This is a genomic window from Marinobacter sp. (genome assembly GCF_041690455.1).
In the GTDB taxonomy this organism is placed as follows: domain Bacteria; phylum Pseudomonadota; class Gammaproteobacteria; order Pseudomonadales; family Oleiphilaceae; genus Marinobacter.
In genome coordinates this window covers 1-25094 of sequence record NZ_JAWLHI010000044.1, presented here as the reverse complement: position 1 = coordinate 25094, position 25094 = coordinate 1, and the positions used below count along the sequence as shown (strand labels likewise).

General features: G+C 58.8%; 28 protein-coding genes. 27 read left to right on the top strand and 1 reads right to left on the bottom strand.

The features are described from left to right. Positions 1 to 2: 2 nt before the first annotated feature. Positions 3 to 1220, bottom strand: a complete 1218-nt coding sequence (locus ACESMW_RS12100) for an MFS transporter (protein ID WP_372987286.1) — start codon at positions 1218 to 1220, stop codon at positions 3 to 5. 239 nt (positions 1221 to 1459) lie between these two features. Between ACESMW_RS12100 and phnC the strand changes: the two genes are divergently transcribed. The 27 genes from phnC to atpA all read left to right on the top strand — a co-directional run. Further along, a complete protein-coding gene (gene phnC, locus ACESMW_RS12095) occupies positions 1460 to 2293 on the top strand; it encodes a phosphonate ABC transporter ATP-binding protein (RefSeq protein WP_372987285.1) in 834 nt (277 codons plus the stop codon). A 41-nt stretch (positions 2294 to 2334) separates the two neighbouring features. Further along, positions 2335 to 3339, top strand: coding sequence for a phosphonate ABC transporter substrate-binding protein (gene phnD, locus ACESMW_RS12090; RefSeq protein ID WP_372987284.1), 1005 nt, complete (start codon positions 2335 to 2337; stop codon positions 3337 to 3339). Positions 3340 to 3414: 75 nt separating this feature from the next. After that, positions 3415 to 4212, top strand: a complete 798-nt coding sequence (gene phnE / locus ACESMW_RS12085) for a phosphonate ABC transporter, permease protein PhnE (RefSeq protein ID WP_372987283.1) — start codon at positions 3415 to 3417, stop codon at positions 4210 to 4212. Positions 4213 to 4292: 80 nt separating this feature from the next. Then, positions 4293 to 5024: a phosphonate metabolism transcriptional regulator PhnF gene (phnF, locus tag ACESMW_RS12080; protein WP_372987282.1), complete on the top strand. Its 732-nt coding sequence runs from the start codon at positions 4293 to 4295 to the stop codon at positions 5022 to 5024. Further along, positions 5021 to 5479 carry a phosphonate C-P lyase system protein PhnG gene (gene phnG / locus ACESMW_RS12075; protein WP_372987281.1) on the top strand — a complete coding sequence of 153 codons (459 nt, stop codon included), beginning with the start codon at positions 5021 to 5023 and terminating at the stop codon, positions 5477 to 5479. The genes phnF and phnG overlap by 4 nt, the downstream gene beginning before the upstream one ends. Positions 5480 to 5481: 2 nt before the next feature. Then, positions 5482 to 6114, top strand: a complete 633-nt coding sequence (phnH, locus tag ACESMW_RS12070) for a phosphonate C-P lyase system protein PhnH (RefSeq protein WP_372987280.1) — start codon at positions 5482 to 5484, stop codon at positions 6112 to 6114. A gap of 2 nt (positions 6115 to 6116) precedes the next feature. Continuing rightward, positions 6117 to 7265, top strand: coding sequence for a carbon-phosphorus lyase complex subunit PhnI (locus ACESMW_RS12065; protein WP_372987279.1), 1149 nt, complete (start codon positions 6117 to 6119; stop codon positions 7263 to 7265). Beyond that, complete coding sequence (locus ACESMW_RS12060) at positions 7262 to 8146, top strand: alpha-D-ribose 1-methylphosphonate 5-phosphate C-P-lyase PhnJ (RefSeq protein WP_372987278.1); 885 nt, start codon at positions 7262 to 7264, stop codon at positions 8144 to 8146. Before ACESMW_RS12065 ends, ACESMW_RS12060 begins: the two co-directional genes overlap by 4 nt. Next, a complete protein-coding gene (gene phnK, locus ACESMW_RS12055) occupies positions 8146 to 8946 on the top strand; it encodes a phosphonate C-P lyase system protein PhnK (protein WP_372987277.1) in 801 nt (266 codons plus the stop codon). The genes ACESMW_RS12060 and phnK overlap by 1 nt, the downstream gene beginning before the upstream one ends. 29 nt (positions 8947 to 8975) lie before the next feature. Next, positions 8976 to 9695: a phosphonate C-P lyase system protein PhnL gene (gene phnL / locus ACESMW_RS12050; protein ID WP_372987276.1), complete on the top strand. Its 720-nt coding sequence runs from the start codon at positions 8976 to 8978 to the stop codon at positions 9693 to 9695. A gap of 26 nt (positions 9696 to 9721) precedes the next feature. Continuing rightward, a complete protein-coding gene (locus ACESMW_RS12045; RefSeq protein ID WP_372987292.1) occupies positions 9722 to 10894 on the top strand; it encodes an alpha-D-ribose 1-methylphosphonate 5-triphosphate diphosphatase in 1173 nt (390 codons plus the stop codon). A 12-nt stretch (positions 10895 to 10906) separates the two neighbouring features. Further along, positions 10907 to 11491, top strand: a complete 585-nt coding sequence (phnN, locus tag ACESMW_RS12040) for a ribose 1,5-bisphosphokinase (RefSeq protein ID WP_372987275.1) — start codon at positions 10907 to 10909, stop codon at positions 11489 to 11491. Further along, entirely contained in the window at positions 11481 to 12239 is a 759-nt protein-coding gene (gene phnP / locus ACESMW_RS12035) for a phosphonate metabolism protein PhnP (RefSeq protein ID WP_372987274.1), read from the top strand. Before phnN ends, phnP begins: the two co-directional genes overlap by 11 nt. 111 nt (positions 12240 to 12350) lie before the next feature. Next, the gene (locus ACESMW_RS12030; protein ID WP_372987273.1) at positions 12351 to 13241 is read left to right on the top strand and encodes a phosphate/phosphite/phosphonate ABC transporter substrate-binding protein; all 891 of its coding nucleotides are present in this window, start codon (positions 12351 to 12353) and stop codon (positions 13239 to 13241) included. Positions 13242 to 13294: 53 nt separating this feature from the next. Further along, complete coding sequence (locus ACESMW_RS12025) at positions 13295 to 14095, top strand: phosphonate ABC transporter ATP-binding protein (protein ID WP_372987272.1); 801 nt, start codon at positions 13295 to 13297, stop codon at positions 14093 to 14095. Further along, positions 14088 to 14912, top strand: coding sequence for a phosphonate ABC transporter, permease protein PhnE (gene phnE, locus ACESMW_RS12020; RefSeq protein ID WP_372987271.1), 825 nt, complete (start codon positions 14088 to 14090; stop codon positions 14910 to 14912). The genes ACESMW_RS12025 and phnE (ACESMW_RS12020) overlap by 8 nt, the downstream gene beginning before the upstream one ends. A 28-nt stretch (positions 14913 to 14940) precedes the next feature. Beyond that, positions 14941 to 16119: an alpha-D-ribose 1-methylphosphonate 5-triphosphate diphosphatase gene (locus tag ACESMW_RS12015; RefSeq protein WP_372987270.1), complete on the top strand. Its 1179-nt coding sequence runs from the start codon at positions 14941 to 14943 to the stop codon at positions 16117 to 16119. Positions 16120 to 16578: 459 nt separating this feature from the next. Beyond that, the gene (gene mnmG / locus ACESMW_RS12010) at positions 16579 to 18465 is read left to right on the top strand and encodes a tRNA uridine-5-carboxymethylaminomethyl(34) synthesis enzyme MnmG (protein ID WP_372987269.1); all 1887 of its coding nucleotides are present in this window, start codon (positions 16579 to 16581) and stop codon (positions 18463 to 18465) included. 9 nt (positions 18466 to 18474) lie between these two features. Continuing rightward, positions 18475 to 19119 (top strand): 16S rRNA (guanine(527)-N(7))-methyltransferase RsmG, encoded by a 645-nt coding sequence (gene rsmG / locus ACESMW_RS12005; RefSeq protein WP_372987268.1) that lies wholly within the window; start codon positions 18475 to 18477, stop codon positions 19117 to 19119. Between the two features lie 20 nt (positions 19120 to 19139). Next, positions 19140 to 19934 carry a ParA family protein gene (locus ACESMW_RS12000; protein ID WP_372987267.1) on the top strand — a complete coding sequence of 265 codons (795 nt, stop codon included), beginning with the start codon at positions 19140 to 19142 and terminating at the stop codon, positions 19932 to 19934. A gap of 60 nt (positions 19935 to 19994) precedes the next feature. Next, positions 19995 to 20870 carry a ParB/RepB/Spo0J family partition protein gene (locus ACESMW_RS11995; protein WP_372987266.1) on the top strand — a complete coding sequence of 292 codons (876 nt, stop codon included), beginning with the start codon at positions 19995 to 19997 and terminating at the stop codon, positions 20868 to 20870. 269 nt (positions 20871 to 21139) lie between these two features. Further along, positions 21140 to 21538 (top strand): F0F1 ATP synthase subunit I, encoded by a 399-nt coding sequence (locus ACESMW_RS11990; RefSeq protein WP_113861765.1) that lies wholly within the window; start codon positions 21140 to 21142, stop codon positions 21536 to 21538. 19 nt (positions 21539 to 21557) lie between these two features. Next, positions 21558 to 22430 carry a F0F1 ATP synthase subunit A gene (gene atpB / locus ACESMW_RS11985; protein WP_372987265.1) on the top strand — a complete coding sequence of 291 codons (873 nt, stop codon included), beginning with the start codon at positions 21558 to 21560 and terminating at the stop codon, positions 22428 to 22430. A 73-nt stretch (positions 22431 to 22503) separates the two neighbouring features. Then, positions 22504 to 22761, top strand: a complete 258-nt coding sequence (gene atpE, locus ACESMW_RS11980) for a F0F1 ATP synthase subunit C (protein ID WP_012138088.1) — start codon at positions 22504 to 22506, stop codon at positions 22759 to 22761. A 68-nt stretch (positions 22762 to 22829) separates the two neighbouring features. Further along, positions 22830 to 23300 carry a F0F1 ATP synthase subunit B gene (locus ACESMW_RS11975; RefSeq protein ID WP_181799929.1) on the top strand — a complete coding sequence of 157 codons (471 nt, stop codon included), beginning with the start codon at positions 22830 to 22832 and terminating at the stop codon, positions 23298 to 23300. A 15-nt stretch (positions 23301 to 23315) separates the two neighbouring features. After that, positions 23316 to 23852 (top strand): F0F1 ATP synthase subunit delta, encoded by a 537-nt coding sequence (locus tag ACESMW_RS11970; RefSeq protein ID WP_372987264.1) that lies wholly within the window; start codon positions 23316 to 23318, stop codon positions 23850 to 23852. Between the two features lie 28 nt (positions 23853 to 23880). Continuing rightward, positions 23881 to 25094: F0F1 ATP synthase subunit alpha (gene atpA, locus ACESMW_RS11965; protein ID WP_372987263.1), on the top strand; the 1214-nt coding region annotated here is incomplete at its 3' end.

Sequence of the window (25094 nt, the reverse complement as noted above, 5' to 3'; positions counted from 1 at the left end):
CGCTACCGTGATTCGGCAGGTAACAAAATCAGCAGGGCGCAGCTCAGCACCATCAGGCCCGCCAGTCCGAGCAATACATAAAGGCCATCCATTGCGCTCAGTGCTGTAGCCATCAGGATAGGGGCGGATGCCTGGGCGAGCAGTATCGGTCGGGCCAGTACGCCCATACGCTCGCCATAGGCTTCAGCGCCGAAGATAGCCAATGGCAGGGTGCCACGGGCAATGGTCAGGATGCCGTTGCCCGCGCCGTAAACCGCCGCTGCGATGAAGGCGGTCAGGGGTTGGGAGATGCTGAACAGCACAACTCCGGTGAGGGCCAGCAAGGCTCCGGCCCGGGCTGACCAAACCGGGTGAAAGTCACGACCGAAGGTGAACTCCAGAACCCGGGCCGTAACCTGAGCGGGCCCGATGAGCATTCCGATCATGACCACGGTTGCGGTTTCCATACCCCTTTGGCGAAGCACTTCCAGCAAATGAACTGACAATCCTGTCATTACGAATGCCAGCAGGGTGAATGCCAAACAGATCTTCAGAAAACGAATGTCCCGGAAAAAACGGGTCCTTGCCTGGGGTCTATCACCCTGGAAGTTCCCACGGGTTATCTGTGATCCATGGTGGCTGGAGGAAGCGCCCGGAATTATCCACAGGTGCAGAGGTAGGCACAGCAACAGGTGAACCAGTGCCACAGCTTGTGCCCCCTGGCGCCAGCCCAGGGTTTCATCCAGTACCGTCAATAATGGCCAGCAGAGTGTGCTGGCAAATCCTCCCAGCAGGGTCACGCCGGTGATAGCACCTCTGGCATCCGACCCATAGTACCGGCCGAGTGTCGCAAAGGCGGCATCGTAAAGGCCCGCCGCCATCCCCACCCCGAGTACTGCCCAACTCATAAAAAAGATGGCCAGACTGGTCGACAGGCTCATCAGCCATAACCCGCAAGCAATCACCACCGAACTTGCGGCCATCACATAGCGACCCCCACGGTAATCGATCAATCGCCCGACCAGTGGTGAAAAGGAACCCGCCAACAACAGCCCCAGCGACAAGCCGGCAACCACCAGTGACAGCGACCAACCGGTCTCCCTGGCGATGGAATTGGCGAATACCGCCGGCAGGTAGAAGGTTGTTCCCCAGGCGATGATCTGGGTGGTACCCAGCCCTCCGACCAGAAGCAGTCGCCGGGACTGCAGCTGTGGCTTGGCCCTGAGACTTTCGATGGTCATGGCGGTGGCCCTGATCGCAAAGCGACCGAGTATAGAGTGGCGATAAGTCAGCCCTGTGACAGCGACCCCACCCATCGAAAATCTGCAATGGAAGGTTCAAGGAACCGTCATGTGATTGTCCCCCCGCTGCAACAATCCGAAATCAAGATGTCTACACAAGTTGATCAAAACCTGAGTCGTCCGGTGTGGTCTTTCGGTGCCGGCGTAACAACTGTTTGCAGACAAAAGAAGGAAGTGGAATGGACCCTGTCATTCACGTCCGTAGTCTGAGCAAGACGTTCGGAAAGAACGCAAAGGCTCTGAACAACATTGACCTGTCGGTCGCCAGTGGAGAAATGGTGGGGCTGATAGGCCCGTCCGGTTCCGGTAAATCCACCCTGCTGCGGCACATCACCGGGCTGGTTCGGGGCGATCAGGGTGATGGGAGTGTCCAGGTTCTCGGGCGCCCCATGCAATCAGGCGGCAAGCTGAGTGGGAATGTGCGGCGCACCCGGGCCCGTATCGGTTACATCTTCCAGCAGTTCAATCTGGTCAATCGCCTTACCGTCCTGGAAAACGTGCTTACCGGCACCCTCGGACGCATACCCGCGTGGCGTGGAACGCTGGGATATTTCAGGGAAGAGGAGAAGGCCCTTGCCATGGAGTCCCTGCGACGGGTGGGCATGGACCGTTTTGCCCATCAACGGGCTTCGTGCCTCTCCGGCGGTCAGCAGCAAAGAGTCGCAATTGCCCGCGCCCTCACCCAGCAGCCGGATGTCATTCTGGCGGATGAACCAATTGCCTCCCTGGACCCGGAATCGGCCCGCTGTGTCATGGATATTCTTGCCGATATAAACGAGCAGGATGGCAAGACCGTCGTGGTCACCCTTCATCAGGTGGATTACGCCCGCAATTACTGCAGTCGCATTCTCGCCCTGCGCCAGGGCGAAGTCCTGTTCGACGACAGGGCAACGGCTTTGACCCCAGCCCTGCTCAACCAGATTTATGGAACCACTTCGTTCAATGAAGAAAACCTGCCTGTGCCGCGCAACCGGGTTACCCGCCCGATAAGCGGCCTGGCGATGGCCCAGTAGTACTACTGGCCAGTGATATCAATCCAATCAGAGGAATAGTCATGATCAAGAAACTGATTCGCGGCATTACTGTCGCTGCGTCGGTGACCGTTGCCGCTGCCGGTGTCCAGGCAGAAGAAATGGACACCCTGAACTTTGGCATCATCTCTACCGAATCGTCGCAGAATCTGAAAAGTGTCTGGGAACCGTTCCTGGAAGACATGTCCGAGCAGCTGGATATGGAGGTGAAGGCTTTCTTCGCTCCCGACTATGCCGGGATTATCCAGGGAATGCGTTTCGACAAGGTCGATGTCGCCTGGTACGGCAACAAGTCTGCCATGGAAGCCGTGGATCGCGCGGGCGGTGAGATCTTTGCCCAGACTGTGGATGTCAGTGGTAACCCGGGTTACTGGTCTTTGCTGATTGCTCATCGGGACGATGAACGCCTGAATTCCGTGGACGACGTACTCTCCAACGCCTCCGAGCTGACCTTTGGCAATGGTGACCCCAACTCCACTTCCGGGTTCCTGGTACCTGGCTACTATGTCTTTGCCATGAATGGTGTGGATGCCAAGAGCGCCTTCAAGCGTACCCTCAACTCGAATCATGAAACCAACGCCCTGGCAGTGGCCAACAAACAGGTCGATGTTGCCACTTTCAATACCGAGAGCTTCGGTCGCCTGAAAGAAACCCAGCCGGAGAAGGCCGAACAGCTCAAGGTGATCTGGAAGTCACCGTTGATCCCTTCAGACCCCCTGGTATGGCGCAAGAACCTGCCTGAACAAACCAAGCAGCGGATTCGGGACTTCATCTTTGAATACGGCACAGAGGATGCTCGTGAAAAGGCCATTCTGGCGGATCTCCAGTGGGCACCTTTTAAGGAATCCAGCAATGACCAGCTGATCCCCATTCGCCAGCTGGCACTGTTCAAGGAGAAAGCCGCCCTGGAAAACGCTGGCAACCTGAGCTCTTCGGACAAGGACCGTTTGTCCGCTATCCAAAGCGAGCTGAAGGAGCTGGACCGCCGCGCGGCTCTGATCGAGAAGCAGCAGGCCGCTGCCGAATGAGATTGCGGGCAGGGGGCTTACACCCCCCTGCCGGATCCCGCGTTACCTGACTCTTCTGACTGATCCGGAAATTCTATGCAAACAGCATCCGCGCAACCTGAAATCACATCCATCCGACCGGGAAACAGCTGGATGAGGTTATTCGGCTGGGGCCTGTTCCTGGCAGCCTTGGCCTGGTCCTGGGAAGGGGCGGAGATGAACCCGCAGGCGATCTGGAGCGATGCCGACAACATGGCCACGTTCCTGGGAGATTTCTTCCCGCCGGATTTCAGTCAATGGCGCTACTACCTGACTGAAATGGTGATCACGGTACAGATTGCCATCTGGGGAACATTTCTTGCCATCGTGTTTGCCATTCCGTTCGCCATTCTTTCATCGGACAACCTGGTCCCCTGGTGGGTCTACCAGCCGGTGCGCCGACTGATGGATGCCAGTCGTGCGATCAACGAGATGGTATTTGCCATGTTGTTCGTCGTCGCTGTTGGATTAGGGCCTTTTGCCGGGGTCATGGCGTTGTTTGTGCACACCACGGGTGTATTGGCAAAGCTGTTCTCGGAGGCCGTGGAAGCGATCGATCCCGGGCCGGTGGAGGGTGTCCGGGCAACCGGTGCCACCGGCATCCAGGAAATCATCTTCGGTGTGATTCCCCAGGTACTGCCCTTGTGGATTTCCTATTCCCTGTATCGCTTCGAGTCCAACGTACGGTCTGCGACCGTGGTGGGCATGGTCGGTGCCGGGGGTATCGGAGTCATCCTGTGGGAAAGCATGCGCGGATTCATGTTCGCCCAGACCTGCGCTGTGATGATCGTGATCATTGTGGTGGTCACCGCATTGGATATCGCCTCCCAGTGGATCCGGAAACGGTTTATCTGAGCCGAATTGAACGTGATATGGCCCCGGAACCGGGGCCTTTCGCTCAAGCAAGTTGTCTAGACAAGTAAGGAAGAACATACATGGCCATCTACGAGGATGTGGCACGTGCCCTGGAAACGGAAATCCGGGAAAAATTCCGGAGCGGAGAGTACCTCCCCTCCGAGATCCAGCTGGCGCAGCGTTTTTCCATCAATCGTCATACCGTGCGCCGGGCCATCGATGAGTTGGTCCAGGCCGGTATGGTCTTGCGTCAGCAAGGTAAGGGCACCCTGGTACTGGAACATTCCCTGCAATACCAGATTGGCGCGAGGGGGCGTTTCAGTGAATCCGTGGAAGCCATGGGTCATCACTCGGAAGCCCGGATTATCGGCCGCTACTTTCACCGGGTGGATGAGCAGCTGGCGCAGAAAATGTGGGTGGAGCCGGGCACCGAAGTGTTCCAGATCGATACCCTGCGCCGTATCGACGGCAAGCCGGTCACACTGATCAGTCATTACCTCCCGAAGCACCATTTCCCGGATCTGGAACTGCAGTATCAGGGCGGCTCCCTGCACGCTCTGCTCGAGTCCCGTTATGGCTTGCAGCTGACGCGAAAACAGGGACTGATCTCCGCCGGTATGCCAACCCGGCAGGAATCCCTGCTGCTGCAGTACCCACGGAACATGCCGCTGCTGAAAATTCGTTCCAACAACCTCTGTACCCGTACCGGCGCATTGGTGGAGTACAGCGTGTCGCGCAGCCGGGCGGATTGCTTTGAATACAAGATTGAACCCAGACAGAACCCGAGAACGGAGGGAGATCCGTCGTCATGACCATCAATAACACAGCTTCATCGCAGGCCGGAATGGAGGCACGTCAACACTGGATGGGCGTGCTGGCACGAGCATCAGAGGAAAGCCTTGAGCAACGGCTGGAGGGGGTTGGCTGCCCGGATTATCGGCACGTGCGAGCACCGGAGATCGGTCTCGCCATGGTACGGGGCCGCACCGGCGGTACCGGCAATCCCTTCAATCTGGGCGAGATGACCATGAGCCGCTGTGTGGTCGAGTTGGCCGGTGGCACCCTGGGATTCGGCTATGTGCAAGGGCGTAGCCGGCGTCACGCAGAACTGGCTGCGGTTTTTGATGCCCTGTTGCAGCTGGATGACGGGCTTCAGAGAACCCTGATCGAGCCGCTCCATGCCCAATGGCTGGCGGCCCGACGGGAGCAATCCCGCAAGGCGGCGGCTACCCGAGTGAATTTCATGACCATGGTCCGGGGGGAATAAGCATGTCTACCACTGTTCAATCTCCGGCCGTCGTCGCTCTTGAAGGACTCTGTGATGGCTTCTCGGATGTCACTTACCAATCCCAGGAAGTGTTTCGTCAGGTTCTGGCGGCCATGGCTGAGCCGGGCACCCGACACGATCTGGCGCAACTCGCCGCCCCCGGCCCGCTGTCCCCGGCCGCTTACCAGGTCTGCCTGGCATTGCTGGATCAGGAAACGCCCGTGTGGCTGGAACCGGATCTGACCAGCGCTGCAGTCATCAACTCCCTGAGATTCCACTGTGGTTGTGGTATTGCCGCCCTTCCGGATCAGGCGCTGTTTGCCCTGGTCACCGCACAAGGTGGTTGTTCCCTGTCGGCATTCAATCAGGGCAGCTTCGAATATCCCGATAGGTCCGCCACGGTGATTGTCGAGGTGAATGCATTGGAGGAGGCCGGAGAACTGGTCCTGGAAGGGCCGGGGATCCCTCAGCAGAGGTGTGTCCACATTGCCGGGTTTGATACCGGCTGGCTGCAACAACTGGCTGACAACCAGGCAGGCTTCCCCTGTGGTGTGGATCTCATTCTGACTTGTGGCCGCCAGGTTATGGCGTTGCCGCGGACTACCAGGGTCAGCCTCGAAGGACAGGAGAAATAATCATGTACGTTGCAGTAAAAGGTGGCGAGAAAGCCATAGATGCTGCCCATCAGTGGCTGGCGGAGAGTCGTCGTGGCATACCGGAAACCGGTGAGTTGTCGGTGGCGCAGATCCGGAGTCAGCTTCGTCTGGCCGTGGATCGGGTCATGACAGAAGGCTCACTTTACGATCCGGAACTGGCGGCACTGGCTCTCAAGCAGGCCAGCGGCGATGTGGTGGAGGCGGTCTTCCTGGTGCGTGCCTATCGCAACACCCTGCCCAGATTCCTTTATTCCTGTCCCCTCGATACCGGCACTATGGCAATCCGGCGGCGCATATCCGCTACTTACAAGGATGTGCCCGGGGGCCAGGTGTTGGGGCCCACATACGATTACACCCACCGGCTGCTGGATTTCACCCTGTTGGCCAATGGCGAGGCGCCCCGGGGGCCGGAACCGGCGGAACAGCCTCTGGAACCCTGTCCGCGGGTACTGGAAATGCTCAACCGGGAGGGCATGATCGAGGGTCCGGATGGTGAAACCGGAGCGGCAGCTGCCGAGCGGGCGCCTGGTGATATCACCCGCGATCCACTCAGTTATCCGGCCAGCAGGGACGTAAGGCTTCAGGCGCTTGCCCGGGGTGATGAAGGCTTCCTGCTCGCGATGGGTTATTCCACCCAACGGGGGTATGGCCGCAATCATCCGTTTGCTGGCGAGATCCGGTACGGCGAAACGGCCGTGGAAATACTGCCGGAGGAGCTGGGCTTTCCGGTCGTTATCGGTGATATCGAAATTACCGAGTGCGACATGATCAACCAGTTCGGCGGTAATGAAACCGAAGCTCCCCGGTTCACCCGGGGATATGGGCTGGGGTTTGGCCAGTCCGAGCGCAAAGTCATGGCTATGGCCCTGGTAGACAGGGCACTGCGGTCGCGGGAGTTGGGAGAAGAGCAGGACACGCCGGCTCAGGACGAGGAGTTTGTTCTGTCCCATTGCGACAACCTGGACGCCTCGGGTTTTGTCTCGCATCTGAAACTGCCCCATTACGTGGATTTCCAGTCGGAACTGGTGCTGTTGCGACAGTTGCGACGGGAGTATTACCAGAAAGCCGACAAGGCGGGTGAAAAGCCAGACACCGCCGGCAGCGTATCGAGACAGGAGTCAGAAGCATGAATCTCCAGCAGGCACAGAGCAACGACACAGGCGGTTACAACTTTGCCTACCTGGACGAGCAGACCAAAAGGATGATCAGGCGGGGCCTGCTGAAGGCCGTAGCGATTCCCGGTTACCAGGTGCCATTCGGGGGCCGGGAAATGCCCTTGCCCTATGGCTGGGGTACGGGTGGTATGCAGGTTACCGCAACCGTTATCGGCCCGGATGACACCCTGAAGGTGATTGACCAGGGCGCCGACGACACCACCAATGCCATCAGTATCCGCCGTTTCTTCGCCCGGACCGCCGGGGTAAAAACCACGGAAGTCACCACCGAGGCAACGGTAATCCAGACCCGGCACCGGATTCCGGAAACGCCCCTGCGTTCGGGACAGATTCTGGTCTACCAGGTACCGATTCCGGAGCCCTTGCGTTTTATCGAGCCCCGTGAGGTTGAGACTCGGACCATGCATGCCCTGCAAGAGTATGGGGTGATGCATGTAAAACTCTACGAGGACATTGCCCGTCATGGCCATATCGCCACCACCTATGCCTATCCGGTGAAGGTGAACGGCCACTATGTGATGGATCCCTCCCCGATTCCCAAGTTCGACAACCCGAAGATGGACCAGTGTCCCGCCTTGCAGTTGTTCGGGGCTGGCCGGGAGAAACGCATCTACGCCATCCCGCCCTATACCCGGGTGCGCAGCCTGGATTTTGAGGACTACCCGTTTGAAATCCAGCGATGGGACGAAAGCTGCGAATTCTGCGGAGCCACTGACTCGTTTCTGGACGAGGTGATTACCGATGACGAGGGGGGGCGGATCTTCGTCTGTTCTGACACCGACTACTGCCGGCAACGGCAACAGCAAACCGCCGCCAACGAGGAGACATGCCCGTGATGCACGCTGAACAGACCCTGATGGAGGCGGCCACGCCACTGCTGCAGGTACAGGGAATCCGCAAGCTTTATGCCCCGGGCAAGGGCGTGGACGGGGTGGACTTTGATCTTTACCCGGGTGAGGTACTGGGGATTGTCGGGGAATCCGGTTCCGGCAAGACCACATTGCTGGGTTGTCTTTCCGGCTCACTCATTCCGGATCAGGGGCGGGTGTTATACCGCAACCGCGACGACCGGGAACTGGACCTCTACAACATTTCCGAAAGTGATCGCCGGGTGCTGCTGCGCACCGAGTGGGGCGTGGTGCACCAGCATGCGCGGGACGGATTGCGTATGGGTGTCAGTGCCGGTGCCAATATCGGTGAGCGCCTGATGGCCGTGGGTGGGCGCCACTATGGTCAGTTAAGGGAGGCCGGGGAGAACTGGCTGCGGGAGGTGGAGATTGATCCGGCCCGGATCAATGACACCCCGCGCACCTTCTCAGGCGGCATGCAGCAGCGATTGCAGATTGCCCGCAACCTGGTCACCGGACCCCGGTTGATTTTCATGGACGAGCCGACCGGTGGCCTTGATGTGTCGGTCCAGGCCCGTCTGCTGGATCTGTTGCGCAATCTGGTCATGGACCTGGGGCTGGCCGTGGTTCTGGTCACCCACGACCTGGCGGTGGCCCGGCTGCTTTCCCACCGGCTGATGGTGATGAAGCACGGGAAAGTGGTGGAACACGGCCTGACCGACCAGGTTCTGGATGATCCCCGCCACCCCTACACCCAGTTGCTGGTGTCCTCGGTGCTGGGTAACTGATCGGCGAACACAGAAAGAGAAACCTGAACATGAATGCAATGATCCGTGTAGACAATCTGTGCAAGGGCTTCACCCTGCACAACCAGGGAGGCGTGTCGTACCAGGTGCTGGACCAGGTCAGCTTCACGGTAGCCCGTGGCGAGTGTGTCGTGCTGGACGGGCCGTCCGGGTCAGGCAAGAGCACCCTGCTTCGTTCCCTGTATGCCAACTACAAGCCGGAGTCCGGCCGTGTCTGGGTCCGGCATAAGGGTTCCGAGGTCGATCTGGTCAGTGCCTTGCCCAGAGATGTGATCGACGTGCGCAAACACACCATTGGTTATGTCAGCCAGTTCCTTCGGGTAATTCCCCGGGTTTCGACCCTGGACGTGGTTATGGAGCCTGCACGTCGGCTCGGGGTCAGTCGTGAAGAAAGCCTGGCCCGGGCGCAGGACCTGCTGCGACGGCTGAACATTCCCGAGCGACTGTGGAGCCTGGCTCCGTCAACCTTCAGTGGTGGCGAGCAGCAACGGGTCAATATTGCCCGGGGCTTCGTGGTGGATTACCCGGTGCTACTGCTGGATGAACCTACCGCATCCCTGGATGCCGGCAACCGGGAGGTCGTGGTGGACCTGATTCGAAGTGCCCGGGACAGCGGCGCAGCAATTGTTGGCATTTTCCATGACGCCGACGTAAGGAACCGCGTCGCAGACCGGGCCATTGCACTGAGCGCCCGCAAGACACAAGCCATAGCAGAGGAGACACAGTCGTGAGCGTAACCGACCTGAAAGACGGCGTAATGGACGCCCACAGCCGCGTCGGGCCGAGCGGTTCCATGGTGTTGACCAACGCCAGAGTTGTGACAGAGAACGAACTGTTCAACGGGACGGTGCACATTCGCAACGGCATGATTGCCGATGTTGACCGGGGGCGCTCGCAGGTTCCCGGAGCACTGGATTGCGGTGCCTCGATACTGATACCGGGTATGGTGGAGTTGCACACAGATAACCTGGAAAAACACATTGCCCCCAGGCCTGGCGTCCTCTGGCCCTCCATACCGGCGGTCATCACCCACGATGCCCAGATTGTCGCCTCCGGAATCACCACGGTGTTTGATGCCATCTCGGTGGGGGATGTCGTCGCGGGGAGTACCCGCCTGAAGACACTGGAAACCATGGTGAATGCGTTGCAAGTCAGCAAGCGGGACAGAATGCTGAGGGCCGATCATTTTCTGCACCTGCGCTGCGAAGTCAGCCATCAGGGTGCCCTGGAGATGTTCCGTTCGCTGGTGGATCAACCCATGTTGCAACTGGTTTCGATCATGGATCATTCCCCCGGACAGAGGCAGTTTGTGAATCTGGACAAGTACCGTGAGTACTACATGGGCAAACATGGCATCAGTGCCGGGGAGATGGAGGAGTTTATCCGCACCCGGCAGGAAGACTCCCGTCGTTACAGTGACCGCTACCGGAAAGCCATTGCCGGGATCTGCCGGGAGAGGGGTATACCCATGGCGAGTCATGACGACGCCACCCCGGAACATGTGGAGGAATCCGCCGGTTTCGGCATGAGCATTGCTGAGTTTCCGACTACTCTGGAAGCCGCCAAAGCGTCGCACCAGCGGGGCATGATGGTAATGATGGGAGCCCCCAACGTGGTACGGGGCGGTTCCCATTCCGGCAATATCGCCGCTGCGACCCTCGCGCAGGAAGGGGTACTGGATATCCTGTCGTCCGACTACTATCCCGCGAGCATGCTGGACGCTGCGTTTCATCTCGCCCGGTTGGACACCAATGACTATGATCTGACCAGGGCCATTGCCACGGTCACCGCGGTCCCCGCCCGGTGCGCTGGCCTGGATGACCGGGGTTCCATAGCGGCCGGCAAACGGGCAGATCTGGTATTGGTAAGTGAATGCAAGCAGCAGCCTGTAATCGAATCGGTTTGGCGTGCCGGTAACCGGGTCTACTGACAGGAGTTTGAAGTGACCGGAAAATTATTTTACCTGATGGGACCATCCGGCTCCGGTAAGGACTCTCTGCTGCGAATGTGTCGGCACAGGCTGGCCGACCGTCCGTTGATGATTGCACACCGCTACATTACCCGGGAGCCGGACCCGGACGGGGAGAACCATGTTGCGCTTACCCAACAGGAATACAACAACCGCAGTGAGCGAGGCCTGTTCGCCATGGAATGGCAGGCCAATGGGCTGTGCTATGGCATAGGTATGGAGGTGGATCTGTGGTTGGCCCAGGGTTGTAATGTCCTCGTCAACGGGTCCCGGGCTTATATCGATCAGGCCCGGGAACACTATGGCTCGACCCTGGTACCGGTCCTGGTCCGGGTCAATCAGGATGTGCTCATGCAGCGCCTGTTGAACCGTGGCCGGGAAAGCCTGGCGGATATCGAACGTCGCATCCTTCGGGCTTCCCGGTTCGCCGGTCAGGTGCCGCCCGATACCCGGTTTGTAGATAATAATGGTGAACTTGAACGGGCCTTCAGGCAGTTGGCAGGCATTCTGAACGTAGAGGCTCCAAGGACCTTCGAGGGCATGATCCGTGGCGCTTGAGCTGGAATTTCTGGGTACCGGCGATGCACGGAGGGTACCGGTCTATGGCTGCCAATGCCGGGCTTGCGAACGGGCAAGGCTCGACCTGCGGTTATGCCGTCGCGCCTGCAGTGCCCTGATTCGTGGGGATGGTTATCAGATCATGCTGGACGCTGGCCGGACCGACCTGTGTGAATCCTTTGCTCCCGGCAGCTTTCAGGCGATCGTGCTGACCCACTATCACATGGACCACGTCATGGGCCTGTTCCACCTCCGCTGGGGAACGGGCCACACTGTGCCAGTTTATGGCCCGGACGATCCTGCTGGCTGTGACGATCTGTACAAGCATCCGGGCATCCTGAAGTTCCAACCGTCACTGGTTCCGTTCCAGGAATTTTCGATTGGTCCTTTCACCCTGACTCCTCTGCCGCTGAATCACTCGAAGCCAACGCTGGGTTACGGCATCGAGTATCAGGGCATTCATTTCGCCTACCTGACGGACACGGTTGGCTTGCCGGAACCGACACTGGACTGGCTCAAGCGACGCCCGTTGGCCCTGATGGTGCTCGATTGCAGCGTCCCGCCGAAACCGAATCCTCCGAGAAACCATAATGATCTGAATCTGGCGCTGGCGCTGGCTGAACAGATCGCACCGGAGAGAACCTTGCTGACTCATCTGGGCCACCAGCTGGATGAGTACCTTTACTCTGCCCCTGAGCTACCGGCCGGGGTCGAGGTGGCGTTCGATGGCATGGTGACACGCTTCTGATCCTGTCTTGGAAACGTCACCAACTGTACATGTTTTGTTCAAGCCTTTGTCACACCCCGCTTCGATACTGAACCCTCAATCACTTGTCTAGATCATTGCGGGGAACGGATTATGTTGAAGACCTGGTTACGCAACGCCAGCCTGGCTCTGGTGGTTTTTTTCTCAGCTTTACCCAGTGTTCATGCCGAAACCATCCGGCTGGCGGTTACGGATCTTGTAGGCCTGGAGGAGTTGCAAAGGGAGTTTGGCGAATTCCGGAGTGTGTTGTCCGAGGTCACCGGTTTTGACGTGGAGTTCCTGCCGGTGACCAACCGTACGGCAGCGGTCGAAGCGCTGCGTTTCGAAAAAGTGGATTTTGTGCTCACCGGTCCTGCGGAGTATGTGGTGATGCAGAAGCGCGCCAATGCCAAGGTGGTAGTGGGTTTCTCCCGTCCGGATTACTTCGCGGTGATTGTCGCCATGGCGGACAGCCCCTACCGCAGCGTTGCTGACCTTGAGGGTCAGAAGGTTGCAATGGGCAGCGTCGGTTCTACTTCCAAGCACCTGGGTCCGATCCAGGCACTGGCCGATGCTGGTGTCGACCCTCTTGAGGACATGGACGTAATCCATACCAAAGTGCCGGTCATGTGGGAATCCCTGAAGCGGGGCGATGTTGCGGCCATTGGTATGAACCATCTCAACTTCCTCACTCTGCGCGAAAATGAAATGCGCTCCGGCGGCATGCAGCCCGGCGCTTTCCGGGTTATCGCTCGCGGACCGGACCTGCCCAACGATTTGCTCATGGCCGGACAACACGTGGATCAGGAAGCCGTTGAACGGGTTCGCGACGCTATCGTCGAGAACTCCGACGCCCTGGTTGGTGCCATCCTCACAGGTGAGGACAACCGGAAATACACGGGCATGCGCTTCATCCGCAGCATTCAGGACAGCGACTATAACTATGTCCGCTCCATGTATGCGACAGCAGGATTCCCGGAGTACTCAGACTTCATTGGCGACTGATGATCGGACAGGGGCGGCCACGGGCCGCCCCTGTCTCTTCCGGAGAGAGAACGATGACAAGTCTCGTACAGTCAGCCGTGGCTCCGACCAGCGCGGCGGAATCAATAGTTACCCATTCATTGCAGGTCCGTAGTCTGGCCAAGCGCTATCAGGGAGGTACCACCCCGGTTTTCCAGGGCGTCAGCTTCGATGTCCGCCAGGGACAATCGGTTGCACTTATCGGAGCGAATGGAGCCGGCAAAAGTACGTTATTACGGTGTTGCGTTCGTCTGATTGAGCCTGATGAAGGTGACATTGTCCTGGCCGGCGAACGTTTATCGGCCAAACATGGAAGGGAACTGAGAAAGGCCCGTAACGGGGTAGGTTTTGTGTTTCAGAAGCATTGCCTGGTCCCCAGGCTGTCGGTACTGAGCAATGTGCTCCATGGCAACCTTGCCCGGAAGACCGGGCCGCGTAACTGGTTACAAGGGTTATCCTGCCGGCAGGACCGGGAACAGGCCATGGAGTGCCTGGATATGGTCGGACTGAGCGATCTGGCCCACAAACGCTGTGACCAGCTATCCGGCGGCCAGTCCCAGCGGGTGGCTATTGCCCGGGCGCTGATGCAGGAGCCCAGGATGCTGCTGGCCGATGAGCCCACGGCCAGTCTGGATCCACAGTCCGGTGCCGCCATCATGGAGCTCTTCGCCAGGTTGTCCCGGTCCCAGGGCCTGACCCTGTTGTTCGTGTCACACCAGATCGAGCATGCCCTCCATTACGCCGACCGGATCCTGGGACTGCGTGACCATCAACTGATGCTCGACAGTGCCACCGCCACCGAGAGTCTGGCGAGTTTGCGAGGTTTCTATGTCTGATTATCCCGATGGCGTGCGGCTTGATCGTCATCTGCCCCCTCGCTTTGACAGCCCCTCGTGGCTGGGTACGGGGCTGTTCGCCCTGTTTCTCGGTTTCTTCCTGTGGTCCCTCGCCGGGGTCGGCCTGTCGGTGCCCGAACTTCTCAGGGGGCTACCCAACATGGCCAACGTTGCCGGAGAAATGATTCCTCCGGCCAGCGATCGGATCGGGCCCGTGGCTCATGCCATTCTGGTGACCTTCCAGATGGCTCTGGTCGGAACGGTGATCGGTGTTCTGCTCAGTGTGCCGATGGCCTTACTCGCCGCTCGAAATACATCTCCCCATCCGGCGGTGAGGCATGTGGTTCGTTCCATCATCAGCTTCTTCCGCACGGTGCCGGATCTGGCCTGGGCCTTGTTTTTCGTAGTGTCCGTGGGTCTGGGTACCTTTGCCGGCACCCTTACCATCGTTGTCGATACCATCGGATTCTGTGCCCGTTTCTTCGCGGAGGCAATGGAAGAGGTGGATCCGGGGCCTTCCGAGGCGCTGGCGTCCATCGGGGCAAGCCCGCTGGATCGGATTGCCGTTGTCCTGTTTCCGGGCGCAATGCCGAGCATGATCAACACCAGTTTGTTTTCCCTCGAAAAGGCGGTTCGGTCCTCGGTCGTGCTCGGGCTGGTAGGCGCTGGCGGTATAGGTGCTGAGCTGGCGGTATCCATGGAAATGTTCCGCTACGACCAGGCTGCCACCATCATCCTGATGATCTTTGTCCTGGTTTTTACCGTGGAGCAACTGTCGTCGCGGTTTCGGGCGCGCCTGATGCATCAACCCCACTAACCCTGTTTATCCGGATTTGGAGAAACCTATGGAACCAAACCTATCGGTCGTGTCGGAGCCGGGCGGCGATCTTCTGATTGATCGAGTTTCTGTACTTACGACGCGCGGCTGGCTACACGACAGTCGCGTGCAATTGTCCCGGGGTAAAATTGTCGCCATTGGCGCGGACGCGGATAGCCGTTGTAAGCAACAGATGGATGGCGAGGGTGGTTTTCTGGTTCCGGGCATCATCGATCTGCATGGCGATGCCTTTGAGCGCCACATCACACCCCGGACAGGGACTCTTTTCCCGCTGGAGCTTGCCCTTGCGGCCAATGATGCCAGCCTGGTAGCCAACGGCATCACCACCTTCTTCTACAGCATCACCGACGGTTTTGAACCCGGCCCAAGAAGTCGGGCAACAGTCCGGGACATTCTGAGGACCCTCGAGGCCCTGGGGCCGGACTTCGGGTGTCAGGCCAGGGTTCATATCCGGCATGAGAAGGTCAATACCGACGATCACGAGGAGTTGCTGGACTGGATCGAGCAGGGGAGGGTGCACCTTTTGTCTCTCAACGACCATCTGCCCAGGCTTGATGATCCGGTTGCCAAGGAGCGCTACCTGTCAGGCCTCCGGCGGCGGGTGTCGATGGAAGAGAGTGAAACCGAAGGTTTCCTGGAGCGATTGCAGGATCTCAGAGCCCTTGGGGAACAACAGATCCGGGAGCTGGCCCACGCCGCACATCGTTCCGGGGTCAGCCTGGCTTCCCATGATGACCATGGCCCGGATGACGTGACACTCAATTGTTCGCTGGGCACCGTGATCGCCGAGTTCCCGATGGATGCCTTTACTGCCCGATTGAGTCAGGAAGCGGGTATTCAGGTATTGATGGGGGCACCGAACCTGGTTCGTGGAGGGTCCCATGTCGGGGCAATCAGTGTTCGGGATGCCATCGCTGAGAACCTGGTCAGCATTTTGTGCAGTGACTATCACTATCCGAGTCTTTTTCACGCCCCCTTCATAATTGCGGAACTGGGATTGTTGCCCTTCGAGGAGGCCTGGAAAATGGTCAGCGAGCATCCCGCAAAGGCGGCAGGGCTCGGTGATTGCAAGGGGCAGGTGGCCCCAGGCTATGATGCGGACCTGGTGTTGATGAAAGATCTGAGCGGCCTTCCGCTCGCCATCAAGGCAACAATTGTGTCCGGGGTACCGGTATTCCGCCGCTAGGCAACACAGGCCTGCTTTTCCATTCGGCGTTCGGGTTACAAGCCGGAGAGGGAAAGCAGGTGTCCGTCAGTGTTTTTCCAGCTGTCACGGGTAACTCCAGAGAATTCTGTGGAAAAATAAATGGACAAACCGCGGATAACCTCTGGATTCATTTTGTCGATTCTAATTAAAACAATAAGTTAAAGTGATTTTTAGGCCTAGCGGCAAGCCCCTGAATCTGTGGATAACTTTTTGAAAACTTTTCTGAGAAGAGTCTTCCAAGCCACTGAAAAAGCAAAAATTTCGGTTATTACTTATACAGATTCGGGGTTATTTCGGGGGTTATCAACAAGTGCTCCTGCACGGTGACTTTCAAGTGTCGCCGACTCTGGTTAAAATTTGCACATCCTGACTGCATTTTCCACGACGAGGCGTTATACTCGCCGCCCTGTTTTTATCCCCCGATTTCCGAGGTGAAGAGTGGAGTTTCCGACCCGTTTCGATGTCATTGTCATTGGTGGTGGCCACGCCGGTACCGAAGCCGCGCTGGCCGCAGCGCGCATGGGTTCGCAAACCCTGCTGCTGACCCACAACATTGAGACCCTGGGCCAGATGTCCTGTAACCCGGCCATCGGCGGGATCGGCAAGAGTCACCTGGTCAAGGAAATCGACGCCCTGGGTGGCGCCATGGCCCGTGCCACCGACCAGGCCGGTATCCAGTTCCGGGTACTGAACAGCCGCAAGGGTCCGGCGGTGCGCGCCACCCGCGCCCAGGCCGACCGGGTGCTGTACAAGGCGGCGATCCGCCATGTGCTGGAAAACCAGCCCAACTTGACCCTGTTCCAGCAGGCGGCGGACGACCTGGTTGTGGAAAACGATCAGGTGGTGGGTGTGGTGACCCAGACCGGTATCCGCTTCAACGCTAAAACCGTGGTTTTGACCACCGGTACCTTCCTGGGCGGTGTTATCCACATCGGCATGCAGCACCACTCCGGCGGCCGCGCCGGGGATGCGCCGGCCAATGCCCTGGCCAAACGCCTGCGCGAACTGCCGTTCAACGTCGGCCGCCTGAAAACCGGCACCCCGCCCCGGATCGATGCCCGCTCTGTGGATTTCTCGGTGATGGACAAGCAATGGGGCGACAACCCGACCCCGGTGATGTCCTTCATCGGCAGCCGGGACGAGCACCCCGAGCAGGTCTGTTGTTACGTGACCCGCACCACGGAGCAGACCCACGACATCATCCGCAGCGGTTTTGACCGCTCGCCGATGTTTGCCGGCAGCATCGAGGGCGTGGGCCCGCGCTACTGCCCGTCCATCGAGGACAAGGTGAACCGGTTTGCCGACAAGGATTCGCACCAGATCTTCGTGGAGCCCGAAGGCCTGACCACCAACGAACTGTATCCGAACGGCATTTCCACCAGCCTGCCGTTTGATATCCAGCTGGCGGCGGTGCGTTCGATTCCCGGTTTCGAGAACGCCCACATCACCCGGCCGGGCTATGCCATCGAATACGATTACCTGAACCCGCAGGACCTGCGCCATACCCTGGAAACCAAGTTCATCCAGGGCCTGTACTTTGCGGGCCAGATCAACGGCACCACCGGTTACGAAGAAGCCGGTGCCCAGGGGCTGCTGGCGGGCATCAATGCGTCCCTGCGTGCCCAGGAGAAGGACGAATGGTATCCACGCCGGGATGAAGCCTATCTCGGCGTACTGGTGGACGATCTGATCACCATGGGCACCAACGAGCCCTATCGCATGTTCACCAGCCGTGCCGAATACCGGCTGATCCTGCGGGAAGACAACGCCGACCTGCGCCTGACCGAGACCGGCCGCAAGCTGGGGCTGGTGGACGATGAGCGCTGGCAGAAGTTCAACGACAAGCGGGAAGGCATCACCAAAGAACGCAGCCGGCTGGAATCCACCCGGATCCACCCGAACACCGAGGCTGGCGAGCGCGCCAATGGTTTCCTGAAACAGCCCATGGCCCGGGACCAGTCCCTGGCGGAACTGTTGCGTCGCCCTGAGATTGCCTACGACCAGATTGCCGAGATTGGCGGCGAGCGCGCTGATGATCCGAACGTGGCGGACCAGGTGGAAATCGAGATCAAGTACGAGGGCTACATCTCCCGCCAGGCGGACGAGATCGAACGCCTGCGCAAGAACGAGAATACCCTGCTGCCCATCGATCTGGACTACGACGTGATCGGCGGCCTGTCCAACGAGATCAAGCAGAAGCTCAAGGACGTGCGGCCGGAGACCGTGGCCCAGGCCTCCCGTATCCAGGGCGTCACTCCGGCGGCGGTGAGCCAGATCCTGGTGCACCTGAAAAAGCGGGATCTGCTGCGCAAGCAGAGCGCCTGAGCCTGGCCCATGACGCAAGCACTCTGGCAACGCCAGCTCCGGGACGGGCTGGCCGAGATGAACCTGTCCCTGACCGACGGCCAGCAGCAACAGTTGTTGGCCTTTCTGGCTTTGCTCAACAAGTGGAACAAGGCGTATAACCTCACCGCCGTGCGCGACGAACGGGTGATGGTCTCGCGGCAGCTGCTGGACAGCCTGAGCATCCTGCCATGGGTCACCACGGATCACCTGCTCGATGTCGGTGCCGGCGGCGGTCTGCCGGGCATTCCCCTGGCCATCGCCCTGCCGCAAAAGCGTTTCACCCTGCTCGACAGCAATGGCAAGAAGACCCGCTTCCTGAACCAGTGTGTGCTGGAACTGGGGCTGGGCAACGTGGACGTGATCCATGGCCGGGCCGAGGACTGCCAGCCCGATCAGCCGTTCACCCAGATCAGCAGCCGTGCCTTCACGGCTCTGGAAAATCTGGTGACCTGGTGTGGATCGCTGCTGGACAATGAGGGCGAGTTCCTTGCCATGAAAGGCCAGTTTCCGGATGATGAGGTAGCTGCCCTTCCGGCCGGCTGGCAGGTAAAATCCAGCCATTCCCTGAAGGTTCCCGGCGCAGATGGCGAGCGGCATTTGCTGGTCGTTGCCCGGGCTGAGCATTCCCGGTAACCCGCAACAGGAGGCAAAACATGGCGCGCGTGATTGCAGTGACCAATCAGAAAGGCGGTGTGGGCAAGACCACCACCTGCGTCAACCTGGCTGCCTCCCTGGCTGCAACCAAGCGGCGGGTGTTGCTGGTGGATATGGATCCGCAGGGCAACGCCACCATGGGCAGCGGTGTGGACAAGAACGCCCTGGAGTTGTCCGGTTATGACGTCCTGACCAAGCGCGCGACGCCGGCGGACGTGATCGTCACCGTGGAAAACGGCAGTTTCGATCTGCTGCCGGCGAACGGCGACCTGACTGCGGCGGAAGTGGAGCTGATGAACGAGATCGGCCGGGAACACCGCCTGCGCCTGTCCCTGAACAGCATCCGGGACAGTTACGATTACATCCTGATTGACTGCCCGCCGTCCCTGAACCTGCTCACCGTCAATGCGTTGTCGGCGGCGGATTCGGTGCTGATTCCCATGCAGTGCGAGTATTATGCCCTGGAGGGCCTGGCGGCGCTGATGAACACGGTGGAGCAGATCCAGGAAACCGTGAATCCCAACCTGGAGATCGAGGGTCTGTTGCGCACCATGTACGATCCGCGCAACAGTTTGACGCTCGATGTGTCCGCCCAGCTGGCGGAATTCTTCGGTGACAAGGTCTACCGTGCCGTGATCCCCCGCAACGTCCGGCTGGCGGAAGCGCCCAGCTACGGGCTGCCAGCCCTGAAGTACGATCGTGCCTCCAAGGGCGCCGTGGCCTACCTGGCCCTGGCCGGTGAAATGGTCCGCCGCCACGGTTCGAAAAAGACATCCGAGCCGGTTGCGGTGTAACATACCGGGCCGTTGGTACACGACACACAACGCTTTTCAACGGGAAGAATGACAGACACCATGGCGGCGAAGAAACGAGGATTGGGTGAGCGTGGACTGGGAGCCCTGCTGCAGGGTTCAAAGGTCAACCTTAACCAGGAGGTGAAGGACCACGACGGCGAGCTGCGCGAGATCCCGATCGATCTGGTTCAGCGTGGCCGCTACCAGCCCCGCCGGGACATGGATCCGGCCGCGCTGCAGGAACTGGCTGACTCTATCCGCCAACAGGGGGTGATGCAGCCGGTGGTGGTCCGTCCCATTGCCGAGGGCCGCTTCGAGCTGATTGCCGGTGAGCGTCGCTGGCGCGCGGCCCAGATTGCCGAACTCGACAGCCTTCCCGCCATCATCCGCGATGTACCCGATGAAGCCGCCATCGCCATGGCGCTGATCGAGAACATCCAGCGCGAAAACCTCAACCCTATCGAGGAAGCCTTTGCCCTGCAGCGCCTGCAGGACGAGTTCGGACTGACTCAGGCCCAGGTGGCGGAGGCCGTGGGTAAATCCCGGACCACCATCACCAACCTGCTGCGACTGATCGGCCTGACCGAGGATGTCCGGCTGATGCTCGAACACGGTGACCTGGAAATGGGCCATGGCCGGGCCATGCTGACTCTGCCCCCGGAACTGCAGATGCAGGTGGCCCGCCAGGTGGTGGCCAAGTCCCTGTCGGTCCGCCAGACCGAAGCGCTGGTGCGCCGGGTCCAGCAACAGTCGCCCGAGGGCAAGTCGAAAGACAGGGGCGCCATTGACCCCAACATCCGCGCCCTTCAGGACGACCTGGCCGAGCGCCTCGGTGCTCGTGTTTCTATCAGTCATGGTCAGCGCGGCAAGGGCAAACTGGTGATTGAGTACAGTTCCCTGGATGAGCTAGATGGCATTCTGGGCCATATCAAGTAGCCGGAAATTTTTCCCACTCTTTTAGACCCCCTACGAAAGTCCGTATCGGCTCTTTTACACAACATGTAGTGTTCAATTATTGATCCTGCACCTATTTGTGTCCGGAGGCCGACAACGCCGCTGATTTCGGGCAATCCGGGCCTGCGCAGCGCGGTCGGATTTGTTGATTCGTGCACATTGAACACATATAATCTGCCGCGCTTGTATCGGTGTATTTGTTTATTTTTTAGACCGCATCGAGTCGAAAACACCGAATTCCCGGGAAAAACATGACGAAGGCAACCCCGAGCGGCATCCGCCGCCCGCCCATCGCACGATGGTTTTTGATTGAGAGTGTGATTCTTGTCGTCGTCAGCCTGGCCTTTTTGTTACGCAGCCAGGTCGCAGGTTATTCAGCGCTACTGGGTGGTCTTATTTTTCTGCTGCCCCATGGTTACTTTGCGCTAAAGGCATTCCGCTACTCCGGCGCGCGGTCTGCCAAGAAGATCATGAGTTCTTTTTACCAGGGTGAGGCCGGCAAGCTCATCCTGTGCGCCATCCTCTTCACGATGGTGTTCAAATGGATTCAGCCGCTTGATATAGCGGCACTTTTTTTAACATTTGCGATCATGCTGGTCACCAACTGGTTGACACCGCTTCTGGCGGGCAGCAATACGCAGCAAAGCTAACTGGACCTGGGAACCCGTTATGGCAGGAAGTGCATCCGAATATATACAGCATCACCTCCAGAACCTGACCTACGGAAAACTGCCGGCCGGATACGAGCGCGCCGACGGTTCCGTGGTTGAAGAAGCCACCTGGACAATGGCCCGTAACGGTCAGGAAGCCTCCGACATGGGCTTCTGGGCGTTGCACGTCGACTCTCTGGGCTGGGCCGTCGGTCTGGGTCTGATCTTCCTGATTCTGTTTCGCATGGCCGCCAAGCGCGCCACCTCCGATAAGCCCGGGGGGCTCCAGAACTTCGTAGAAGTGATGGTCGAGTTCGTGGACAACAGTGTGAAGGAGACCTTCCACGGCAAGAACAAGGTCATTGCACCTCTTTCCCTGACCATCTTCTGCTGGGTCTTCCTGATGAACCTGATGGATCTGGTGCCGGTGGACTGGGTACCCTATCTGTTCCACCTGATGGGTGTGGAGTACATGAAGATCGTACCGACCACGGACGTCAACGTGACTCTGGGCATGTCCCTGTCGGTGTTTGCGCTGATCATCTACTACAGCGTGAAGGTCAAGGGCGTGGGTGGCTTCCTGGGTGAACTGACCCTGCACCCCTTCTCATCCGACAACCTGTTCCTGAAGATACTTCTGGTCCCGGTCAACCTGTTGCTGGAAGGTGTGAGTCTGCTGGCCAAGCCGGTTTCACTGGCTCTGCGTCTGTTCGGTAACCTCTACGCCGGCGAGCTGATCTTTATCCTGATTGCACTGTTGCCGCTGTGGGCTCAGTGGACATTGTCTGTACCCTGGGCGATCTTCCACATTCTGATCATTACCCTGCAGGCATTTATCTTTATGATGTTGACGATCGTGTATCTGAGCATGGCTCACGAAGACAGTCACTGATCGGACACCATTGAACCGTAGTCTTAAACCCTAAACCCTTAAACTGAAAACCTAACTGAAACTGGGAGTTATCATGGAAACTGTAGTTGGAATGACCGCTATTGCTGTTGCACTGCTGATCGGCCTGGGTGCCCTGGGTACTGCAATCGGCTTTGGTATCCTCGGTGGCAAGTTCCTGGAAGGCGCCGCGCGTCAGCCGGAAATGACCCCGATGCTGCAGGTTAAAATGTTCATCGTTGCAGGTCTGCTGGACGCCGTAACCATGATCGGTGTTGGTATCGCGCTGTTCTTCACTTTCGCCAACCCGTTTGTCGGCCAGATCGCCGGTTAATCGAGTCGCCAGCCGGGGGCTTTACCCCGGTCAGATGATTCTTAACAAAACAGGCGAGAGGTGAAGACGTGAACATTAATTTGACGATGATTGGTCAAGCCATCGCGTTCTTTATCTTTGTCGTCTTCTGCATGAAGTATGTGTGGCCGCCAATCATGGCCGCACTGCAGGAGCGTCAAAAGAAGATCGCTGACGGCCTGGCTGCTTCAGACCGTGCTGCGCGCGATCTGGAACTGGCTCAGGAAAAGTCAGCTCAGGAACTGCGTGAAGCCAAGCAGCAAGCTGCGGCCCTGATTGAGCAGGCCAACAAGCGTGCGGCCCAGATTGTGGAAGCATCCAAGGATGACGCCCGCAAGGAAGGCCAGAAGCTGATTGAGCAGGCCAAGGCCGAAATTGAACAGGAGCGTAATCAGGCTCGTGACGCCCTGCGTGCAGAAATTGCCGCAATCGCTGTCGCCGGTGCTGAGAAGATCCTGGAAACCTCTGTCGATGCCTCCAAGCACAACGAGATGTTGGAAAAACTGGCGGCAGAACTTTAAACGGCGAGGTTCATCATGGCAGAACTGAGAACGCTGGCCCGTCCATACGCGAAAGCAGCATTTGCAGCCGCCCAGGAGCATAAAGAGCTGGCTGAGTGGTCCCAGGTGCTGACGATTGCCGGACAGGTCACCGCGAATGAAGACATTCGACAGCTTCTCGCGAATCCGGGTCTGGAGGAGCAGAAGAAAGCCGAGCTGATTCTGGAGGTCGTCGAAGACGGCGTCACCGAGCAGGTTCGCAATTTCTTCGCTGTACTGGCAGAAAACCGCCGGCTGACTCTTCTTCCTGAGATTGCAGCGCTCTTCAACACGTACCGGGCTGATCTGGAGCGCACTGTTGATATCGACGTCACCGCCGCATTCGAGCTGACGGACGAACAGCAACAGAAGCTCGCCCAGGCGCTCTCCGAAAAACTCGAGCGGAAAGTGTCACTCGCAGCGTCAACTGACAAGTCTCTGATTGGCGGTGTGATCATCCGCACCGGCGATATGGTCATCGACGCATCTGTACGCGGAAAGCTGAACAAGCTGGCCGACGCTCTGGGCTCCTGATTTCAGCACAAGGTTTGAGGATATTGGCATGCAGCAACTGAATCCATCCGAGATCAGTGACATCATCAAGAAGAGAATCGAGAAGCTCGATATCTCTTCCGAAGCAAAGAACGAAGGTACGATCCTGTCCGTTTCTGACGGTATCGTACTGATCCACGGTCTTGCCGACGTTATGTACGGTGAGATGATTGAATTCGCCAACGGCACTTTCGGCATGGCTCTGAACCTGGAGCGTGATTCCGTTGGTGCGGTTGTGCTGGGTGACTACGAAGATCTGGCCGAAGGTCAGAAGGTTCGTTGTACCGGCCGCATCCTGGAGGTTCCGGTAGGTCCGGAGCTGATGGGTCGTGTGGTTGACGCCCTGGGTAATCCGATCGACGGCAAGGGCGATCTGGGCACCGAGCTGACCTCCCCGGTCGAGAAGGTTGCACCCGGCGTTATCGCTCGTCAGTCCGTTGACGAGCCGGTCCAGACCGGTCTGAAAGCCATCGACACCATGGTGCCGATCGGTCGCGGTCAACGTGAGCTGATCATCGGTGACCGTCAGATCGGTAAGACTGCGGTTGCGATCGACGCGATCATCAACCAGAAAGAAACCGGCATCAAGTGTATCTACGTTGCCGTTGGCCAGAAGCAGTCTTCCATCGCCGCCGTTGTGCGCAAGCTGGAAGAGCACGGCGCCATGGACCACACCATCGTGGTTGCCGCCGGTGCCGCCGATCCTGCTTCCATGCAGTTCCTGGCTCCGTACGCCGGTACTTCCATGGGTGAATACTTCCGTGACCGTGGTCAGGACGCCCTGATCATTTACGACGACCTGTCCAAGCAGGCTGTGGCTTACCGCCAGATCTCCCTGCTGTTGCGTCGTCCGCCGGGCCGTGAAGCATACCCGGGTGACGTGTTCTACCTGCACTCTCGTCTGCTGGAGCGCGCTTCCCGCGTTAACGCTGACTACGTGGAGGAGTTCACCAACGGTGAAGTGAAAGGCAAGACCGGTTCCCTGACCGCACTGCCGATCATCGAGACCCAGGCCGGTGACGTTTCCGCATTCGTACCGACCAACGTGATCTCCATCACCGACGGCCAGATCTTCCTGGAAACCAACCTGTTCAACTCCGGTATCCGTCCGGCCATGAACGCCGGTATCTCCGTATCCCGGGTTGGTGGTTCCGCCCAGACCAAGATCATGAAGAAGCTCGGCGGTAACATCCGTCTGGCCCTGGCCCAGTATCGTGAACTGGC

What these genes read in the sequence shown, in the direction of transcription:
- ACESMW_RS11970 (WP_372987264.1), top strand. Translation starts at nt 23,316, where the DNA reads ATGGCAGAACTGAGAACGCTGGCCCGTCCATACGCGAAAGCAGCATTT.
- atpB (WP_372987265.1), top strand. Translation starts at nt 21,558, where the DNA reads ATGGCAGGAAGTGCATCCGAATATATACAGCATCACCTCCAGAACCTG.
- atpE (WP_012138088.1), top strand. Translation starts at nt 22,504, where the DNA reads ATGGAAACTGTAGTTGGAATGACCGCTATTGCTGTTGCACTGCTGATC.
- ACESMW_RS12030 (WP_372987273.1), top strand. Translation starts at nt 12,351, where the DNA reads ATGTTGAAGACCTGGTTACGCAACGCCAGCCTGGCTCTGGTGGTTTTT.
- ACESMW_RS12100 (WP_372987286.1), bottom strand. Translation starts at nt 1,220, where the DNA reads ATGACCATCGAAAGTCTCAGGGCCAAGCCACAGCTGCAGTCCCGGCGA.
- phnK (WP_372987277.1), top strand. Translation starts at nt 8,146, where the DNA reads ATGCACGCTGAACAGACCCTGATGGAGGCGGCCACGCCACTGCTGCAG.
- phnD (WP_372987284.1), top strand. Translation starts at nt 2,335, where the DNA reads ATGATCAAGAAACTGATTCGCGGCATTACTGTCGCTGCGTCGGTGACC.
- ACESMW_RS11995 (WP_372987266.1), top strand. Translation starts at nt 19,995, where the DNA reads ATGGCGGCGAAGAAACGAGGATTGGGTGAGCGTGGACTGGGAGCCCTG.
- ACESMW_RS11990 (WP_113861765.1), top strand. Translation starts at nt 21,140, where the DNA reads ATGACGAAGGCAACCCCGAGCGGCATCCGCCGCCCGCCCATCGCACGA.
- ACESMW_RS12060 (WP_372987278.1), top strand. Translation starts at nt 7,262, where the DNA reads ATGAATCTCCAGCAGGCACAGAGCAACGACACAGGCGGTTACAACTTT.
- rsmG (WP_372987268.1), top strand. Translation starts at nt 18,475, where the DNA reads ATGACGCAAGCACTCTGGCAACGCCAGCTCCGGGACGGGCTGGCCGAG.
- phnE (WP_372987283.1), top strand. Translation starts at nt 3,415, where the DNA reads ATGCAAACAGCATCCGCGCAACCTGAAATCACATCCATCCGACCGGGA.
- phnC (WP_372987285.1), top strand. Translation starts at nt 1,460, where the DNA reads ATGGACCCTGTCATTCACGTCCGTAGTCTGAGCAAGACGTTCGGAAAG.
- ACESMW_RS12065 (WP_372987279.1), top strand. Translation starts at nt 6,117, where the DNA reads ATGTACGTTGCAGTAAAAGGTGGCGAGAAAGCCATAGATGCTGCCCAT.
- phnH (WP_372987280.1), top strand. Translation starts at nt 5,482, where the DNA reads ATGTCTACCACTGTTCAATCTCCGGCCGTCGTCGCTCTTGAAGGACTC.
- phnE (WP_372987271.1), top strand. Translation starts at nt 14,088, where the DNA reads ATGTCTGATTATCCCGATGGCGTGCGGCTTGATCGTCATCTGCCCCCT.
- phnF (WP_372987282.1), top strand. Translation starts at nt 4,293, where the DNA reads ATGGCCATCTACGAGGATGTGGCACGTGCCCTGGAAACGGAAATCCGG.
- ACESMW_RS12025 (WP_372987272.1), top strand. Translation starts at nt 13,295, where the DNA reads ATGACAAGTCTCGTACAGTCAGCCGTGGCTCCGACCAGCGCGGCGGAA.
- ACESMW_RS12000 (WP_372987267.1), top strand. Translation starts at nt 19,140, where the DNA reads ATGGCGCGCGTGATTGCAGTGACCAATCAGAAAGGCGGTGTGGGCAAG.
- ACESMW_RS12015 (WP_372987270.1), top strand. Translation starts at nt 14,941, where the DNA reads ATGGAACCAAACCTATCGGTCGTGTCGGAGCCGGGCGGCGATCTTCTG.
- phnG (WP_372987281.1), top strand. Translation starts at nt 5,021, where the DNA reads ATGACCATCAATAACACAGCTTCATCGCAGGCCGGAATGGAGGCACGT.
- ACESMW_RS12045 (WP_372987292.1), top strand. Translation starts at nt 9,722, where the DNA reads ATGGACGCCCACAGCCGCGTCGGGCCGAGCGGTTCCATGGTGTTGACC.
- phnL (WP_372987276.1), top strand. Translation starts at nt 8,976, where the DNA reads ATGAATGCAATGATCCGTGTAGACAATCTGTGCAAGGGCTTCACCCTG.